Below are 17629 nucleotides of genomic sequence, written 5' to 3' on the forward strand. Positions count from 1 at the left end.
GCGCGCAGCTTCAGCCAGGCGTAGCCCTTCTCGGCCGTCTGCAGCAGGTAGGCGCGGACGTCCTCGCCCTCCTTCTTCGGCAGCGTGATCGAGTAGCCGCCCACCTCGCTGATCGCCTCGGTACAGCCCGCGAAGATCTCCGGGTGGTGCTCGATCAGCCAGCGGGACCCGTAGGTGCCGCCCGCCTCCTCGTCGGCGAACATCACGATGACCAGGTCGCGCGGCGGCTTCTGCCCGGTGCGGGCGAGGTGGCGGACGACCGCGAGGATCATCCCGTCCATGTCCTTCATGTCCACGGCGCCGCGGCCGTAGAGCATCCCGTCGATCACCTCGGCGGCGAAGGGATCCACCGACCAGTCCTCCGCCGCGGCGGGCACCACGTCGAGGTGGCCGTGCAGCACGAGCCCGCCGCGCTCGCGGTCCTCGCCCTCGAGGCGCACCACCACGTTGGCGCGGCCCGGCGCGGACTCGAGGATCTGCGGCTCGAGCCCCACCTCCTCGAGCTGGGCGACGACGTAATCGGCCGCCTCCCGCTCCCCCGGGCCCCAGGTCTCCGGGTCGTGCCCGCCGTAGTTCGAGGAGTCGATCCGGATCAGGTCGCGGGTGATGCGCACCGCCTCGTCCTGGACGAGGGCGAGCTGCTCGGGGGTGGGGTCGGCGAGGGTCACGCGGTGGGTCCTTCCAGCGGGGTCGGGGTTGGGGCGGCGGTCAGCTCCGCGAGGAGCCGGCCGACGGGGGTCTGCACGGGGCCGAGGCTGACGGCAGACGCGGCGGTGTCCACCCCCAGCAGAGCACGGATCTGCGCGGCGCGGGAATCGTCCCCGGTCGCGGCGGCGAGCTTCGCGCGGCGGGCGTCGGCCGAGAGCGGGTTTCCGGGGGCACCGTGGGGCCGCTGCACCGAGGCGCGGTGGACGGCGCCGCCTGCGGCGTGCACCTCGACCTCGGCCCAGAAGTCGCGGCGCCCGCCGGGCAGCGGCTCCCCGGGCACGTGCTCGCGGCGCACCCTGGCGGCGAGGGCTGTGACCTGCGGGTCCAGGGGGCTCGGGGACAACTCGGCGAGGTCCGGGGTGCGGCCCAACAGGATCAGGGCGAGGATCGCCTCGGCGCTGAAGCGGGCCTCCTCCCCGGTGACGGGAGCGGTGTGCACCAGGGCGGCATCGGCCCCCGGGCGCACCCGCACGACGACCTCGCGGACGGTCTGCGGGTCGAGCACGGGGACGAGATGCGCAGCGGCATCCGCCATCGACATGGCGGCCGAGCAGAACGGGAACCGCTTCTGCCAGATCCCCGGGCTGAGGGTCGCCCAGCTTTCCCCGAACCCCTCGACGAGCGCCGCCCGCTCCGCCTCCCCCACGCCGAAGGCCGCGAGCAGACCGGAGGGGCCGGTGACCGCGGCGTCGGCCGTGTGCAGACCGGACTGGGCCCACTGCACCGCCTCCACCCCGGCCTGCGCGGCGAGACCCGCGTGCAGCGGCTTGCCGGGGGTGCCGAACTGGGCCCGCACCCCGCCGGAGCGGGACGCGGCGATCGAGAGGGCGGTCGCGGTCTGCTCGGCGTCCAGGCGGAGCAGGTGCGCGCCCGCGGCCGCCGCGGCCACCGCCCCGGCCGTGCCGGTGGGATGCCAGCCGGCGGCGTAGTGCGCCGGGCCGAGGGTGCGGCCGAGGCGCGCCATCACCTCGAGGCCGACTACATAGGCCCCGTAGAGCTCGTCGAGCGGGCGGTCGTCCGCGGCGAGGGCGAGGAGGGTGGGGACGAGCACCGCGGAGGGATGGCCGCGGACGTCCTCGTGGGTGTCGTCGAGGTCCAGCAGATGCGCCTGGAAGCCGCCGACCAGTGCCGCGTGCGCCGCGGTCAGCCCCGGGGTCGCGGGGTCCGTCGCATCCCCGGCACCGATCACGGGGCGGGGCACGGCCGGTGTGCCCTGGGCGCGGGCCCAGGCGAGCAGCCGGTCGCGGTCCGCGAGGGCGGAGGGGTCCTGGGCGACAGCGAGGGAGGCCGCGATGACGTCGCTGAACGCCTCCGCGGCCGCCTCCCGCAGCGCCCCCGCGCCGCCGTCGGCCGCGCCCGCAGGGCCGTCGGCAACCCCGTCGGTCGTACCCGCCCCAGCACCGCCGTCGGCCGCCGCGCTCGCGCGATCGCCGTCGCCGAACGGATCGGCGGCGGTGACCGCGCGGGCGAGGGCGTCGGTCATCAGCCCGGCAGACCGTGCGGGTCCAGCGGCGAGGCGCCCTGCGGGCCGGAATCCGGCTCGTCGGACCCCGTCGGCCGCGACACCCCACCCGTAGCGTGCTCTCGCAGGAACCGGCGCGTGCGCTCCTCGCGCGGCTCCCGGATCACCTGGCGGGCGGGGCCCTCTTCCACGATCCGACCCTCGTCGATGAACACCACCCGATCCGCGACGTCGGCCGCGAAAGCCATCTCGTGCGTGACGATGACCAGGGTGATCTCGCGGTCGGCGAGGTCACGGATCACCGCGAGCACCTCGCCCACGAGCTCGGGATCCAGGGCGCTGGTCGGCTCGTCCAGCAGGATCGCCGCCGGGTGCACGGCGAGCGCCCGCGCGATCGAGACCCGCTGCTGCTGACCGCCGGAGAGGGTCACCGGGTACTGGGTCTGCGTGGCGCCGACGATGCCTACGCGCTCCAGCAGCTCCCGCGCCTCCCGCTCGGCGTCGGCCTTCGCCGTGCCCTTCGCAGTGAGGGGGTCCATGACGTTCGCCAGCGCGGTGCGATTGCGGAACAGGTGGTAGCTCTGGAACACCATCGCGGTCTTCGAGCGCAGCGCCCGCACCTGCTCCCGAGGGATCCGCGGGGCGGTGACGCTCGCGCCATCGATCTCGATGGTGCCGGAGTCCGGGGATTCGAGCAGGTTCAGGCAGCGAAGCAGGGTGGACTTGCCCGAGCCGGACGGCCCGATGATCGCCACCACCTCGCCGCGGCCCACGTGCAGGTCCACACCGTCCAGCACGGTGTTGTCCCCGGACCTCCCGCGGAAGGTCTTCGACAGGCCGGTCACGTCGATCATGCTGCGCTCACCTCACGTACGCGCGGCTGAGCCGCTTCTCGAGTCGGCCCTGCAAGAAGGAGTAGCCCACCACCAGCAGCCAGTACACCAGGCCCACCACCAGGAAGGTCTCGAAGAACCGGAAGCTGGCCGAGGCGATGATCTTCGCCTCCGCGAACAGCTCCGTGAGCCCGAGGGTGAAGGCCACCGACGTCTCCTTGAGCAGAGAGATGAAGATGTTGCCCGTCGCCGGCAGGGCGTTAAACGCCGCCTGCGGGATGATGTAGCGCCGGTACACCTGCGGGGAGGACATGCCGGTCGCGAGACCCGCCTCCAGCTGGCCGCGGTCCACGCTGGTCAGCGCCGCCCGGAAGATCTCCGCGAGATAGCTCGACTCCTTGAGGGAGAAGCCGATGATCGCGGCGGTCAGCGCGTCCATCGTGGACATGGCGGGGATCAGCTGCGGCAGGCCGTAGTAGATGAGGAACAGCTGCACCAGGGTGGGGATGCCGCGGAAGAACGACACGTACACCTGGGCGAGCGGGTCCAGCACCGGCACCCGCAGGAACCGGATCATCGCCACGAGCAGGCCGATGAGGATCGCGAAGGCCATCGAGACCACCGCGATCAGCAGCGTGACCGGCAGGAGCTTGAGCAGCTGGGGCAGGACCTCCAGCATGTACCCCGGATCGAGATCGATACCCATGGATCAGCCTCCGGTGTAGCCCTCGGGCTCGGTCACCACGTCGTCGCCGTAGTACTTCTCCGACAGCTCCAGGAGCGTGCCGGCCTCGCGCAGCGCCGTGATCTGCTCGTTGAACTGGGCGACGAGCTCCGAGCCCTTCTCGAACGGGAAGGCGACGGACTCCCAGGCGATCGGCTCGCCCACGAACTTGAGGTCCGCGCCGGACTTCTGCATCTCCGCGTAGAAAATGCCGGAGGACTGGATGTAGCCGTCGACGCGCCCCGCGAGCAGGTCCTGCATCGCCCCGTCGCGGGTCTCGTAGGTGCGGATCTCGACGTCGACGCCGTTCTCCGCCGCCCAGGTCTCCAGGTGGGTGGTGTTGTTCGAGCCGAGGACGCCCGCGATGGTGTGGCCGGCGATGTCCGCGAGCTCGTTCAGCTCGGTGTTCGAGCCGAGCGCCGCCACGACGGCGCCCATGTACGCGTACGGCTGGGTGAAGTCGTACTGGGCCGAGCGCTCCTCGGTGACCGCGACGTTGTTCGCGACGGTCTCGAGCTTGCGCGCCTCGAGCTGGCCCATCAGACCGGAGAAGTCCGCGTTGGTCCAGGTGACGGAGCGGCCCAGGCCCTCGGCGATGGTCTCGATGAGCTCCACGTCGAAGCCGATCAGGGTGCCGTCCTCCTGGTAGGAGTTCGGGAAGGACTGGCCGGTGGAGCCGGCGCGGATCGCGCCGCTGTCGTCGCCGCCGGAGCAGGCGGCGAGGACCGGCGGGAGGGCCAGGACCGACAGGGCGGAGAGGGCGAAGGTGCGACGCTTCATGAGGTGAGTCCTTCCAGGAGGTCGGCGTGGCGGGTGCGCCAGCCGGCGTAGGCGGGGGGATCGAGGGGGCGGAGGTGGAAGTTCGTGAGGTGGCCGAGGCCGAGGTCCGCGCTGCCGACGGGCTCGAAGCCGAGGCGCTGATAGTAGGCGCCCAGCCACGGATGGTCGGCGGCCGTCCCGAGGGAGACGGCGGGGGCATGCAGCTGCGGGATCAGCACCTGGTCGATCAGGGCCTGGATCAGCAGCGCCCCGGTGCCCTTCGGGGCGAGGGTCGGATGCGCCGCGAGCCAGCCGATGTGCGGCAGGCCCAGGTGCCCCGGGTTCGGCCCCCACGGCAGGCGCAGGGAGATGGAGCCGACGAGGGGTGCCGACGGGGTGGTGCCGGCGGGGGTTGCGGCGGACGGGCTGGCGTCGGCCGGGGCGGAGCCGTCCGGGCCGGCGTCGGCGATGAGCCCGTAGGCGAGGTTCTCCCTCAGGTGGCGGACGATCTGCGTGTCGTCCGCGGTCGCGGCGGCGAAGTGGACGCCCAGCCGCTCCGGCTCCGCATAGGCGGCGTGGAGCAGCTCGCGGTACTCGACGAGGTGGGACTCGTCGAGGAGCACGAGCGTCGGGCTGGAACCGCCGGGCGCGGTCATGCGCTCTCCGGGGCGGGCAGGACGTCGTCGGCCGCAGCGAGCACGGCGTCGATCGCGTCGGCCGTCTCGCCGAGATAGGCGGTCGCCTCGAGCCAGGAGCGGATCGTCGCCGGATCGAAGTGGGCAGAGACCCGCTCGTCCTCGGCGAGGACGTCGGCGAGGTGCCGGCCCTCCTCGACCGCCGTCATCGACGCCGCGTAGACCACGTGGTGCGCGGTCTGCTTGCCGAGCTCGCGGCCGATCTCGAACATCGCCTTCTCGGAGAGGATCAGCCCGCCCTGCAGCTCGAGGTTGCGGCGCATGGCGTCCTCGTGGACCACGAGCCCGCCGAGGATCGTGCCCAGGGTGCGCAACTGCGAGGCGAGGTAGAGGTGGATCTCCGGCAGGGCGATCCACTCGGCGCGCCACGAGATCGCGTCGCGCTCGTGCACGGTCGCGGCCCCGTCGAGGATCAGGGCGTGGGCGTGCTTGATCGGGGCGGTCAGCGCCGCCGCGCCCTCGAGCAGCGCCGGGTTGCGCTTGTGCGGCATCGTGGTCGAGCCGATCTTCCCGGCCGTGAACGGCTCCTCGACCTCGCCGATCTCGCTGTGCATGAGGGAGGACAGCTCGGTCGCGATCTTGCCGAGGGTGGTGGAGATCAGCGCGAGCACGCTCGAGTACTCGCCCATCCGGTCGCGGGCCGCCTGCCAGGAGATCCGCGGCGCCGCGAGGCCCAGGTGGGCGAGGGTGGCGCGCTCGATCTCCCGGCCGCGGCCGTCGAAGCTCGCGTAGGTGCCGACCGCCCCGGAGATGTTTCCGGTGAGGACGTGGGCGGTCGCGACCTCGAGCCGATCCAGGTGGCGCAGCACCTCGTCGAGCCAGATCGCGGTCTTGAAGCCGAAGGTGGTGGGCAGGGCCTGCACGTAGTGGGTGCGGGCCGCCATCGGGGTGTCCCGGTGCGCGATCGTCAGCGCGCGCAGGGCCTGGCCCACGGCGACCAGATCTCGGCGCAGCACCGCGGCGGCCTCGCGGATCTGCAGCACGGCGCCGGTGTCGACCACGTCCTGCGTGGTCACGCCGAAGTGGACCCACTCACCGTGCTCGCCCGCGGCGGCCTGCAGCGCGGAGACGGTGGCGTTCAAGGAGTGCATCGCCTTCGCGCCCTCGGCGGCGATCGCTCCGAGGTCGAAGTCCCCGGCCGCGGCGGCATCGATCGCGGCGGCGGCCTCGGCCGGGATCACGCCCAGCTCCCCCTCGGCGACGGCGAGCGCGGCCTCCACGTCGAGCTGCCGGCGCAGGCGGTTCTCCTCGCTCCAGATCGCCCGCATCTCCGCGGTGCTGAAGCTGTTGCCGATGGTCAGCATGTCCACGACGTGCGATGACACGGAGGGCCTCCCGAGCGTGGGGCGGGTCCGACGGGGCGGGTCGCAGCGCGGCTCGGCCGTCCGCATGCCCTGACCGGCATGTGGACCCGGCGAGATGGTTGATGACGAACATAAGCGTACGTGATGTGGGGGCGGGTGGGTCGGGACGTGAGGCGGCTCATGCGGGGGCGGCGGGGCGACACGGGGCGCGGCGGGGCAGGGCGGCGCAGCACCGCGGGCCGAGGCGGTCATGGACGTCGGTCAGCCGCGTCGACGCTGTCATTGCTGTCGGTATTCGCGCGCCTTCCGACAGCAACGACAGTGTCGCGCCGCGCGGGACGCTCCCGGACCGGGACCTCACGGACGGGAGCTCGCGGGCGGCGGCGGGACGTACCCTGCCGGGATGAGCCTCACCCCCGCGCAGATCCGCTCCCTCCCCACGGCCGTGCTGCACGACCACCTCGATGGCGGGCTGCGCCCGGAGACCGTGCTCGATCTCTGCGCCGAGCTGGGCCTCGAGCCGCCCGCCCGGACCGCCCCCGACGTCGCCGACTGGTTCCACGATGCCGCGGACTCCGGCTCCCTCCCCCGCTACCTCGCGACCTTCGACCGCACCCTCGCGCTCATGCAGCGGCCCGAGGACCTCCGCCGCATCGCCCGCGAGTTCGTGGAGGACATGGCCGCCGACGGGGTCGTCTACGCCGAGACCCGCTGGGCGCCCCACCAGCATCTTGAGCGCGGCCTCACCCTCGAGCAGGCGGTCGAGGCGGTGCAGGCCGGGCTCGAGGAGGGGATGGCCGCGGCGTCGGACGCGGGGACGCCGATCCTCGCCGGGCAGCTGCTCTGCTACCTCCGCCACCTCGAGCCGACCGAGGACCTGGTGCGGCTCGCCGATGCCCACCGCGATCGCGGCGTGTGGGGCGTCGACCTCGCCGGGCCCGAGGCCGGGTACCCCGCCTCCCGCTTCCGAGCGGTGTTCGAGCTCGCCCGCGCGCTCGGGGTGCGGGTGACGATCCACGCCGGGGAGGGCGACGGGCCCGCCTCGATCGCCGACGCCCTCGACTGCGGCGCCGAGCGTCTCGGGCACGGGGTGCGGATCGTGGAGGACCTGGGCGGGAACGACGCAGGGGCCGAGGCTGGTGGGGTCGGCCCCGTCGCTGCGCGGGTGCAGGCCGACGGGATCTGCCTCGAGGTGTGCCCCAGCTCCAACCTCCAGACCGGCATCGCCGCGACGATCGCCGAGCATCCGGTGCGCCGGCTCGACGCCGCCGGCTTCCGCCTCGCCGTCTCCAGCGACAACCGGCTCATGTCCCGTACCTCGACCGGTCGCGAGCTGGCCCTGGTCGCCGAGGTCTGCGACTGGACCGTGCGCGACCTCGAGCGCGTCACCCTCACCGCCCTCGACGCCGGCTTCGCTCCCGCCGCCGACCGGGAGGCGCTGCGACGGGACGTCGTGGTTCCGGCGTACGCCGCCGCGAGGTGAGCTGCGCGGGCGGGGGCCTGGCCCCGGAATAGAACCCCCGCCCCGTCCCCGACCTCGGGGCAGAACCCCCACGAACCCGGCGGAATAAGGCGCTCATTCCCCCAAGTCTGTGGGGTTTCCGGGGCGAGGGGGCGGGGAGGGGCGCGGGAAGAGGTGGCCGGGAGGTGCGCGGGGTAGCCGGGAGGTGGAGACATGCGGCGGGGGCAGTGGCCGTGGGCGGTGGGTGGGAGTTCGGGGGCTGCGGAGCGGCGTCTTCCGGTTCCTCGCCTGAAACACCGCGCGTGGCGTGACCTCAACGCTCCACACGGGCTGAGGTCATGCCAGGCGCGGAGTTTCAGCAGCCGGGCCGGGGGAGGCAGGGGCCAGGCACGCTTCTACTCCACCCGCCGCCCTGCGGGCCCGGGGCGGGTGACCAGGGTCGTGGCGCGGTCGTGCGCCTGCCCGGGGCCGGAGGCACGGTAGCGGGCGAGCCAGTCGGCGGCGAAGGCGTCGGCCCCTGTCGTCGGCACGAGCGCCCACACGCTGCCCCCGAAGCCCGCCCCGAAGGCGGACGCCGCCCGCGCGCCGAGGTTCTCCGCGAGGCGCACCAGCTCGATGGTCTCCGGCACCTGGTTCCCCAGATGCGTCTCGGCGTACCGCTGCGAGGTGCGCGCCGCGGCGGCGAAGGCATCCAGGTCACTGTTCCGCAGCGCCCGGTGCGCCGCGGGCACGAGCTCGACGGACTCGCGCACGAACTGCTCGAGCCGCTCCCGCTCCGCTCCCGGCTCGGCGACCTCGAGCAGCCGGACGAGCCGCGGCTCGTCGTCGACCACCACCGGGACCGCGGAGACCGCCCTGACCTGGCTCGCACCGGCCGCGCCCGCGCCGACCGGTCCCGCGGGATCCTCCCCGAGCAGCGCCCGCAGTGCGGCCTGCAGGCTGGCGTCGGGCCGGCCCGCGCGCCGGTTCCACCGGGCGAGCAGCTCGCCGAGCAGGGCGGGGCCGCGGTTGTACGCCTCCTGCGCGCCGCCCGTCTTCTCCGCGAGCACCCCGCTGACGGCGACGACGAAACTCCACTCCTCCGGCAGCGCGACCCGGTCCAGGATCCGCATCGGATCGAACTCGGCGTAGGAGAGCATCCCCGCTTCGCTCGTGAGCATGCCCGTGTGGTCGAGCGAGCCGCCCGAGGTCCCGACCCCCGTCCGTCCGGCGAGCGTGCCGAAGGTCTTCCCGTTCTCGATCGAGGCCGCGTAGCCGGCGAGCGCGACCCGGTCCGGGATCTGTGCCTGCCAGGTGGAGGTCGAGGGCAGCCCCGCGAGGTCGGCGAGGGCGAGGGCCGTGCCGGTCAGCAGGGCCGAGGAGCTCGACATGCCCGAGGCCGGCGGCAGCGTCGAGGTGATCTCGAGCCGGGCCGCGGGCAGCGCGCCGAAGTTCGCGGTCAGACGGTCCAGGACCGTCTGCAGGTACCGACCCCAATGCCCCGCGGGCAGGCCCGCCTCCTCCCCCGCCCGCAGGCGGAGCGCGCCGTCGACGACGTCGGTCGTGGCCTCGAGCGTCCCGTCGGCCCCCGCGATCACGGCGGCGCGCACCGTCACGCCGCGGTCGACGGCGCACACCAGCACCCGGCCGCCCCCGTAGTCGGTGTGCTTGCCGAGCACCTCGAGCCGGCCGGGCATGTGCCAGGTGACCGGGGCAGAGCTCACAGGGCGACCTCGACGCCGGCCAGACGGCGCTCCACCTCGTCGATGTCGTCGCGGCGCGAGAGGTCCAGCACCCCGCCCGCGAACGGGATGACCTGCACGTGCGCGAGCTCGCGGACCGCGTCGACGATCTCCAGCTCGCCGCGGGCCGACGGCGCGATCCGCGCGCACACCGCGAAGATCTCCTCGGTGAAGGCGAAGGCGTTCATGGAGACGAGGGCGTGCTCGCCCGCGGCCTCGACCGTCGCCGCGTCGGGCTTCTCGACGATCGCCTCGAGGCGGCCGCCCGTCTCCTCGAGCAGGGCGAAGGCGGCGATCCGGTCCTCGGGGATGTTCGACTCGGCGACCAGCGCCGCCCGGTCGAAGCCCAGCAGGGCGTTCCCCTCGGCCGCGAGCAGCGCGCCGATGCCGCCCGTCGGGTACAGGTTGTCGCCGTTGACCATCACGAACGGCTCGGAGCCGACGGCCTCGCGCGCCGCGGCGACCGCGTCGGCCGTGCCCCGCGGCTCCGCCTGGACGGCGAGCTCGACCCGCAACCGCTGCGGCGCGACCCGCTCCAGGTGCCGGGTGAAGTCCTCGTGATCCGGGGCGACGACGAGGATCGCGCGGGTGATGCCCGCGTCGGCGAGCGCGCTCAGCGAGTAGTCGATGAGGCGGTGCGCGCCGATCGGCATGAGCGCCTTGTGCCCGGACGCGGCGGCGGCCGCCTGCTCGGGGGTGAGGGCGGCATCGGCCGACGCGCCGGCGGCGCGCATGCGCGAGCCGAGACCGCGGGCCAAGACGACGGCTGTGGTGATCATGCTGGTCATCGTAGACGCGCGGTGGATCCTCGGTCCCGCCCCCGGACCGCTCGCTCCGCTCCACGCCCCGGCCGGCACTGGTGACGCACAAGACAGTCCACGCAGGGCCCCGGGGCTTGCGCGGAGCCGCGGTGGTGGCAGGATTGCCGCTCGTGTCAGAGCACACCTCGGGCGACTCCCTCCGCGGAGAACCCACCGCCGACCCGTCGGCCGCCGCGGACGAACCGTCCCACCCCACCGAACCCTCCGTCGCGCCCCCGCCCGACCACGACCACCCGCACCGCAACCTCGACCACTCGGGCACCGAGCGTCGGCCGAAGCCGCTGCCGCTGCTGGTCCTGGGCGCGCTGGGCGTCGTCTTCGGCGACATCGGCACGAGCCCGCTGTACGCGCTGCAGACCGTCTTCTCGACCCACCACAACGCGGTCGCCCCCACCGAGGCGGACGTGCTGGGCGTCGTGTCGATGGTGCTGTGGTGCCTGATCCTCATCGTCACCGTCACCTACCTGGGCCTGATCATGAAGGCCGACAACCAGGGTGAGGGCGGGATCCTCGCGCTCACCGCGCTGATCGGCCGCAAGCTGACGGGCCGCGGCTCGGGCCGGGAGCTGAAGGTCGCGCTGGTCCTCGGCGTGGTCGGCGCGGCGCTGTTCTACGGCGACTCCGTGATCACCCCGGCGATCTCCGTGCTCTCCGCCTTCGAGGGCATCGAGACCACCGGTTCGGTCTCCAACGCGGTGATCATCCCCGGCGCGGTCGTGGTGCTGACCTGTCTGTTCGCCGTGCAGCGCTGGGGCACCGGCCGCATCGGCGGCACCTTCGGGCCGATCATGGTGACCTGGTTCGTGGTGCTGATCGCGATGGGTCTGCCGCAGATCGTCGCGAACCCGTCGATCCTCCGCGCGATCTCCCCGCACTACGCGCTCGCCTTCGTCGTCGACCGCCCGGTGATCGCCTTCATCGCCCTCGGCGCCGTGGTCCTCACCATCACCGGCGCGGAGGCGCTGTACGCGGACATGGGGCACTTCGGGCGCCGTCCGATCCTCGTCGCCTGGGCCGCGCTCGTGCTCCCCGCGCTGGTCATCAACTACTTCGGGCAGGGCGCGCTGATCCTCGCCGACCCGACCGCGATCGTGAACCCCTTCTTCTCGCTCGTGCCCGAGGCGCTGCGCCTGCCGCTCGTCGGCCTCGCCGCCGCGGCCACCGTGATCGCCTCCCAGGCCGTGATCTCCGGGGCGTTCTCCGTGTCCCGGCAGGCGACGCGGCTGTCGCTGCTGCCGCGTCTGAAGGTCACACAGACCGACCGCGAGCACGGCGGACAGATCTACATCGGGCTGATCAACCTGATCCTCTTCGCGGGCGTGCTCACGCTCGTGCTGGTCTTCCGCCGCTCCGAGGCGCTCGCCGCCGCATACGGCCTCGCGGTCACCGCGACGATCATCCTGGTCCTCGCCCTGTTCCTGCTGTACGCGCTGAAGATCCGCCGCTGGCCGCTGTGGCGGGTGCTGCTGCTCGCGGTCGTGGTGGGCGGTCTGGAGCTGGTGCTGCTCGCCGCGAACGTCGTCAAGATCCCCGCCGGCGGCTGGCTGCCGCTGGTCATCGCCGCCGCGCTGACCTGCATCATGCTCACCTGGAAGCGCGGCTCGCGGATCATGTTCGGAAGGCGCCGCGAGATGGAAGGCCCGATCCACGAGTTCGTCACCGGACCGGCGCGGCAGGCGCGACGCGTGCCCGGCCTCGCCGTCTACCCGCACGGCGACCCCACCACCGTCCCGCTCGCGCTGCGCACCAACGTCGCGATGAACCAGGTGCTGCACGAGCACGTCGTGATCATGACGATGAAGCATCTCGGCGTCCCGCACGTCCACCGCGACGACCGCGTCCACGTCGACGACCTCGGCGACCCCTCCGACGGCATCGTCCACGTCACCTACCTGGTCGGCTTCCACGACAGCCAGGACGTCCCGGCCGCGCTGCGCACGGCGGTCGAGGAGCTGGGTGCGCCGCATCGGCCGGGTGGGGCGGCCGGGGCCGGGGCCGGGGCCGGTGGGACGGCCAGCGTCGGCGGCGCGGCCGACGGGGCTGGCGGCGCGGCCGGCGTCGAGGCGGTCTGCACCCCGGACTGCACCGCGCACTGCCCCGAGCTGATCGTCGATCCCGAGCAGGCCGTGTACTTCCTGTCCGTCTTCCGCATCGAGCCGGGCAGCGACGACGCCATGCCGCGCTGGCAGCGGGTCCTGTTCCGCCAGCTGGAGAAGGCCTCGGCGAACCGCACCCAGGTGCTGCACCTGCCGCCCGCGCGCACGGTCGTGATGGGCGCGGAGTCGGTGCTGTAGCGCGGGGCGCGCCGCGGCTCAGCGGCGGACGACGCCCTCGAGGATCTCCAGGTACCGGGCGGCGAGCACGTCGTCGTCGGCGTTCTCGGCGATCCAGCGTCGGCCGCCATCCCGCACCGCGCTCCGCGTGCGGTCCGCCGCGAGCTCGCGCCACAGCGCGACGAGCGCTTCCTCGTCCTGCGGCGGCACCACGTCGCCCGCCCCGGCGGCGCGGACCACCCCGGCCGCCTCGCCCGCGAGCAGCGCCGTGATGTGGCGCCCCGTGGCGAGCACCTCGTACAGCTTCGACGGGACCGTCCATGCGAAGGGCGCCCAGTCCCGCAGCGACACGATCACCGAGTCGGCCCACGCGTACAGGGCGTCGACCTCGGAGTGCGGGACCCGCGGCAGCACCTCGACCGGAGCGCCCAGCTCATGCGCGAGCGCGGCCAGAACCGGGGCCTCCACCCCGTGCCCGACCAGCTTGACCTGCACCGGGACCCCCTCGGCCCGCAGGCGCGCGGCGGCGCGGACCACCGTGTCCAGGCCCTGGGAACGACCCATGTTGCCGAGGTAGAGGCAGCGCAGCTCCGCATGGTCGTCGGGCGCATGGTCGCGCTGCCGCGGCACGACGGAAAGGTCGGTCCCGTTCCGCACCACCTGCACGTCCACGATGCCGCGCTCGTGGAGGACGTCGGCGAACAGCTCGGTGGTGGTGACGACCGCGCGCGCCGACCGCTGCCAGCCGGTGACCGCGCGATGCACCCGCTCCTTCGCGAGCGCGACCCCCCAGTCCACGCCGCGGCGCGCGGCCGAGCGACGCGGGGCGTGCGCCACCTCAGCGGGCAGGGCGCCGACCGGTCCGACATGCGTGACCAGATCCGGCCAGGCGTCGCGCATCTCGACCACGAGCGGAACACCCCAGGCCACCGAGAGGATCCTGCCCACCAGCAGCGTCGGGATCGCGGGGGCGGTCGCCACGATCACCTCGGGGCGATGCTCGCGGCGGCCGAAGCGGTGCAGCAGCCGGCGCAGCGCGTCCGCTGCCGCGACGGCATGGTCCGCGGTGCGGCTGCCGACGTCTGCCCGATGCGGCAGATACGCGGTGCGGAGGACCGTCTCCCCCTGCGCTCCCCGCTCCACGGCGCCCAGGCGATGGTCCCGGCGCTGCTGCCGCGTCGGCCGACCCCCGGGATAGTGCGGCACCGGGGTCGCGACCGTCACCTGGTGTCCGACGGCCAGGAACCGTTCCACGAGCGCCGACCAGCGACGCTGCGGGGCGCCGAACTCGGGCGCGTAGTAGTGGGAGAGCAGCAGGATCCTCATCCGGCGGCGGCCTCCTCGAGGCCCAGGGCGCGGGCCGCCTCCTGCAGGGTCGCCGGGTCGGCATGGCCGAGGGCGGGCGGGCGGATCCCCGCGCGGGCGGCGGCGCCGTCGAGCCGCAGGTGCAGCTCGGGTCCGTGCTCGGCCGACGGGGTCAGCTGCGCGGCGATCTCCGCGGTCGACGCGGCGAGGGCCGCGGCGGGCAGCAGCACCGCGCGGGAGCTGAAGTGTCGACGGGTCACGGAGACGGCAGCCAGGTCACCGCTGCGATCGTGGAGGTAGACATCGCGGACACGGCCGACGCGGGCACCGTCGGCGCCATGCACCTCGACCCCGGCGAGCAGCTGCCAGCGGGGATCCGTGGTTGCGGGGGTGGTGGATGAGGGGGAAGGCGACGGGGACGCACCGGGGACGGAGTCGGCCATGCCCTGGTCTCCTGTCCCGCCGCGGGGCGCTCTCACATCGACGTCGTGATTCCGGGCGAACGGACGCTCGATCCCCTCACCCCTGCCGCTGCTCCTCGCCGACCCCGACCCGTCGAAGCGCGCGGAACCGTGTTGTGCAACGGTGGAAACATCCTACTCACCTCGAACACTTCTCTGGCCACCGGCCAGAATGCGCCGCGGGGCCCGCCACCACGGTCCGCGCCCTGGTCAACCCCGCAGACGTGGGGGAGTAAGCGCCGGATTCACCCATATCCGCACGGTTACCGAATGGTTACCTAAAGAGGGCGGGGCGGGGCGGGAGGGGGTCGGGGTGCGGGGACTGGACGCGAGGGGGTCGCGGCGTTGGGCCGGGCCCCACGCTGGTCAACTCCGCAGACTTGGGGGAATAGGCGCCGGATTCCCCCGAGTCTGCGGGGCTACCGAGCGGTAATGGCGAGAGGCGCGGCGCGCGGGAGCGGATCCCCGCGCGCCGGTGGCCTCAGGCGCGGGCGGCGATCAGCTCGGCGATCTGGATGGCGTTCAGCGCGGCGCCCTTGCGCAGGTTGTCGGCGACGGCGAAGAGCACGAGGCCCTTGCCGCCCGGCACGGACTGGTCCTGGCGGATGCGCCCCACGAAGGTGCCGTCCTTCCCGGCCGCGTCGAGCGGGGTGGGCAGGTCCACGAGGGTCACGCCCGGGGTGGCCGCGACGATCTCCTCCGCGCGCTGGGGCGTGATCGGACGGTCGAACTCGGCGTGGATCGACAGCGCGTGGCCGGTCATCACCGGCACCCGCACGCAGGTCCCGGCGACGGGCAGGTCCGGCAGGCCGAGGATCTTACGGGACTCGTTGCGGAGCTTCTGCTCCTCGTCGGTCTCCCCGGAGCCGTCGTCGACCAGGTTGCCGGCCATGGCCAGGACGTTGAAGGCGATCGGCGCGACATAGGTCGAGGGCTCCCCGAGGGAGACCGCCGAGCCGTCCAGCGCGAGCTTCTCCATCTCGTCGGCCCCGGCGCGCACCTGCCCGGCGAGCTCCGCGACCCCGGCGACGCCCGAGCCGGACACCGCCTGGTAGGTGGAGACCTTCAGACGGGCGAGGCCCGCCTCGTCGTGCAGCGCCTTGAGCGCGGGCATCGCGGCCATCGTGGTGCAGTTCGGGTTCGCGATGATGCCGCGGGGTGCGGACTCGATGGCCTGCGGGTTCACCTCGGCGACCACCAGCGGGACCTGCTCGTCGCGGCGCCAGGCGGAGGAGTTGTCGACCACGGTCGCGCCGGCCTCGGCGAAGCGCGGGGCGAGAGCCTTGGAGGTCGAGCCGCCGGCGGAGAAGATCGCGACGTCGACGCGCTTCCCGTCGGACGTGATGTCCGCGGTCTCGGCGTCCTCGACCGTCAGGGGCAGGCCGGCGTACTGCACGGTCGTCCCGGCGCTGCGGGCGCTCGCGAACACGCGGATGTCGCGGTGGGGGACGGCGCGGTCGGCGAGGAGGGCCAGCATCACGCGGCCCACCTGGCCCGTCGCGCCGACGACCGCGATCACCGGGCCGTCGGGGGTGAAGCCGGGGCTGCGCCCCATGTCCACCGCGAGGGCGGGGAAGAGCGGGGTGTTCCGCTCGGTCATCGTCCGGTCCCTCCGTACACCACGGCCTCGGTCTGCTCGGCGTCGAGGCCGAACGCGGAGTGGATCACCCGCACCGCGTCGTCCAGGCGCGACACGTCGGTGACCACCGAGAGGCGGATCTCCGAGGTCGAGATCATGTCAATGTTGATGCCCGCCTCGCCGAGGGAGCGGAACAGGGTCGCCGACACCCCCGGATGCGACTTCATGCCCGCGCCGACGATGCTGACCTTGCCGATCTGGTCGTCGTAGCGGACCTCGGAGTAGCCGATCGTCTCGCGCGCCGCCTCGATCGCGGCGAGCGCGGCCTGCGCGTCGGACTCCGGGAGGGTCAGCGAGATCGCGACCGTATCATCGGTCGTCGAGGTGTTCTGCACGATCATGTCGATGTTCGCGCCGGTCGCGGCGACCACGTCGAACAGCAGCGCGGCCTTGCCCGGCGAGTCCGGCACCTCGACGACGGTGATCTTGCCCTGGCTGCGGTCGTGCGCGACGCCGGAGATGATCGGGGCCTCGAGGCCCGGGGCGGGGACGAAGTCCATGGGGAGCTCCTTGCTCGGATCGGCGGCGTCGCGGCGGACGACGTCGGCGGTGCGGACGGTGACGTCGGGGTCGATGGGGATCACGCGCTCGGGATCGTCGGACACGATCGTGCCGAGGCGCCCGGAGTACGAGGAGCGCACGTGCAGCGGCACTCCGTACCGGCGCGCGTACTCGACGCTGCGGACCATGAGGATCTTCGCGCCGTTCGCGGCGAGGTCCAGCATCTCCTCGCAGGAGATGAACGGCACCCGGCGGGCCGACGGCACGATGCGCGGATCCGCCGTGAACACTCCGTCGACGTCGGAGTAGATCTCGCAGACGTCGGCCTCGAGCGCCGCCGCGAGCGCGACCGCGGTGGTGTCCGAGCCGCCGCGGCCCAGCGTGGTGATGTCCTTCGTGGACTGGGAGACGCCCTGGAAGCCGGCGACGATCGCGACCGACCCCGCCTCGAGCGCGTCCCGGATGCGGCCGGGCGTGACCTTGAGGATGTGGGCGCGGCCGTGCACCTCGTCGGTGATCACGCCTGCCTGCGAGCCGGTGTAGGCGCGGGCGTCGACGCCGTCGGCGTTCAGCGCCATCGACAGCACCGCCATCGAGATCCGCTCCCCCGCGGTCAGCAGCATGTCCAGCTCGCGGGCCGGCGGGGCGGGCGTGACCTGCTCCGCGAGATCGATCAGCTCATCGGTGGTGTCGCCCATCGCCGAGACCACCACGACCACCTGATGGCCCGCCTTGGAGTACTTCGCGATCCGGTCCGCGACGCGCTTGATCGAGGCGGCGTCTGCCACGGAGGATCCTCCGAACTTCTGGACGACCAGGCTCATGGGGCGCGTTCCTTCAGGTGGGCGAGACGGGTGGGGGCGCGAGGGTCGCGCGCGCGGGGGCGCAGGCACGGCCGACGGTGGCGGCCAGTCTACGAGGGGCCCCGCGGCCGACGGCGGCTCGGGCCGCGTGGCGAGAC

The 17629-nt window shown here is 73.5% G+C and carries 15 protein-coding genes; 2 read left to right on the forward strand and 13 right to left on the reverse strand.

The window, feature by feature from the left end:
* The 7 genes from ACZCAH_RS14255 to purB form a co-directional block, all read right to left on the reverse strand.
* On the reverse strand, nt 1-668 hold a 668-nt coding region (locus tag ACZCAH_RS14255), incomplete at its 3' end, for a M20/M25/M40 family metallo-hydrolase (protein ID WP_464341716.1).
* Nucleotides 665-2191, reverse strand: a complete 1527-nt coding sequence (locus ACZCAH_RS14260; protein WP_464341717.1) for an MmgE/PrpD family protein — start codon at nt 2189-2191, stop codon at nt 665-667. The genes ACZCAH_RS14260 and ACZCAH_RS14255, both read right to left, overlap by 4 nt.
* Complete coding sequence (locus ACZCAH_RS14265; protein WP_464341718.1) at nt 2191-3024, reverse strand: amino acid ABC transporter ATP-binding protein; 834 nt, start codon at nt 3022-3024, stop codon at nt 2191-2193. The genes ACZCAH_RS14260 and ACZCAH_RS14265 overlap by 1 nt, the downstream gene beginning before the upstream one ends.
* A 7-nt stretch (nt 3025-3031) precedes the next feature.
* Nucleotides 3032-3709, reverse strand: coding sequence for an amino acid ABC transporter permease (locus tag ACZCAH_RS14270; protein ID WP_329746267.1), 678 nt, complete (start codon nt 3707-3709; stop codon nt 3032-3034).
* 3 nt (nt 3710-3712) lie between these two features.
* A complete protein-coding gene (locus ACZCAH_RS14275; RefSeq protein ID WP_464341719.1) occupies nt 3713-4507 on the reverse strand; it encodes a transporter substrate-binding domain-containing protein in 795 nt (264 codons plus the stop codon).
* Nucleotides 4504-5142, reverse strand: a complete 639-nt coding sequence (locus tag ACZCAH_RS14280; protein ID WP_464341720.1) for a GNAT family N-acetyltransferase — start codon at nt 5140-5142, stop codon at nt 4504-4506. The genes ACZCAH_RS14275 and ACZCAH_RS14280 overlap by 4 nt, the downstream gene beginning before the upstream one ends.
* Nucleotides 5139-6506 carry an adenylosuccinate lyase gene (purB, locus tag ACZCAH_RS14285; protein ID WP_464341721.1) on the reverse strand — a complete coding sequence of 456 codons (1368 nt, stop codon included), beginning with the start codon at nt 6504-6506 and terminating at the stop codon, nt 5139-5141. The genes ACZCAH_RS14280 and purB overlap by 4 nt, the downstream gene beginning before the upstream one ends.
* Before the next feature lie 382 nt (nt 6507-6888).
* Between purB and ACZCAH_RS14290 the strand changes: the two genes are divergently transcribed.
* Nucleotides 6889-7968: an adenosine deaminase gene (locus ACZCAH_RS14290; protein ID WP_464341722.1), complete on the forward strand. Its 1080-nt coding sequence runs from the start codon at nt 6889-6891 to the stop codon at nt 7966-7968.
* A gap of 374 nt (nt 7969-8342) precedes the next feature.
* Here ACZCAH_RS14290 and ACZCAH_RS14295 read toward each other — a convergent pair whose 3' ends face one another.
* The gene (locus ACZCAH_RS14295; protein ID WP_464341723.1) at nt 8343-9650 is read right to left on the reverse strand and encodes a galactokinase family protein; all 1308 of its coding nucleotides are present in this window, start codon (nt 9648-9650) and stop codon (nt 8343-8345) included.
* Nucleotides 9647-10447: a sugar phosphate nucleotidyltransferase gene (locus ACZCAH_RS14300; RefSeq protein WP_464341724.1), complete on the reverse strand. Its 801-nt coding sequence runs from the start codon at nt 10445-10447 to the stop codon at nt 9647-9649. Before ACZCAH_RS14300 ends, ACZCAH_RS14295 begins: the two co-directional genes overlap by 4 nt.
* 152 nt (nt 10448-10599) lie before the next feature.
* On the opposite strand from ACZCAH_RS14300, the gene ACZCAH_RS14305 reads away from it, so the two are divergent.
* Nucleotides 10600-12783: a potassium transporter Kup gene (locus ACZCAH_RS14305; RefSeq protein WP_464341725.1), complete on the forward strand. Its 2184-nt coding sequence runs from the start codon at nt 10600-10602 to the stop codon at nt 12781-12783.
* Between the two features lie 18 nt (nt 12784-12801).
* On the opposite strand, the gene ACZCAH_RS14310 is transcribed toward ACZCAH_RS14305, so the two are convergent.
* The 4 genes from ACZCAH_RS14310 to ACZCAH_RS14325 form a co-directional block, all read right to left on the reverse strand.
* On the reverse strand, nt 12802-14088 hold the full coding sequence (locus ACZCAH_RS14310; RefSeq protein WP_464341726.1) for a glycosyltransferase family 4 protein: 1287 nt from the start codon (nt 14086-14088) through the stop codon (nt 12802-12804).
* The gene (locus ACZCAH_RS14315) at nt 14085-14510 is read right to left on the reverse strand and encodes a PRC-barrel domain-containing protein (RefSeq protein WP_464341727.1); all 426 of its coding nucleotides are present in this window, start codon (nt 14508-14510) and stop codon (nt 14085-14087) included. Before ACZCAH_RS14315 ends, ACZCAH_RS14310 begins: the two co-directional genes overlap by 4 nt.
* Before the next feature lie 499 nt (nt 14511-15009).
* Nucleotides 15010-16083, reverse strand: coding sequence for an aspartate-semialdehyde dehydrogenase (locus ACZCAH_RS14320; protein WP_464341751.1), 1074 nt, complete (start codon nt 16081-16083; stop codon nt 15010-15012).
* A gap of 41 nt (nt 16084-16124) precedes the next feature.
* Nucleotides 16125-17492, reverse strand: a complete 1368-nt coding sequence (locus ACZCAH_RS14325) for an aspartate kinase (protein ID WP_464341728.1) — start codon at nt 17490-17492, stop codon at nt 16125-16127.
* Nucleotides 17493-17629 lie beyond the last annotated feature (137 nt).

It is taken from the genome of Brachybacterium sp. B718/18 (assembly GCF_055454375.1).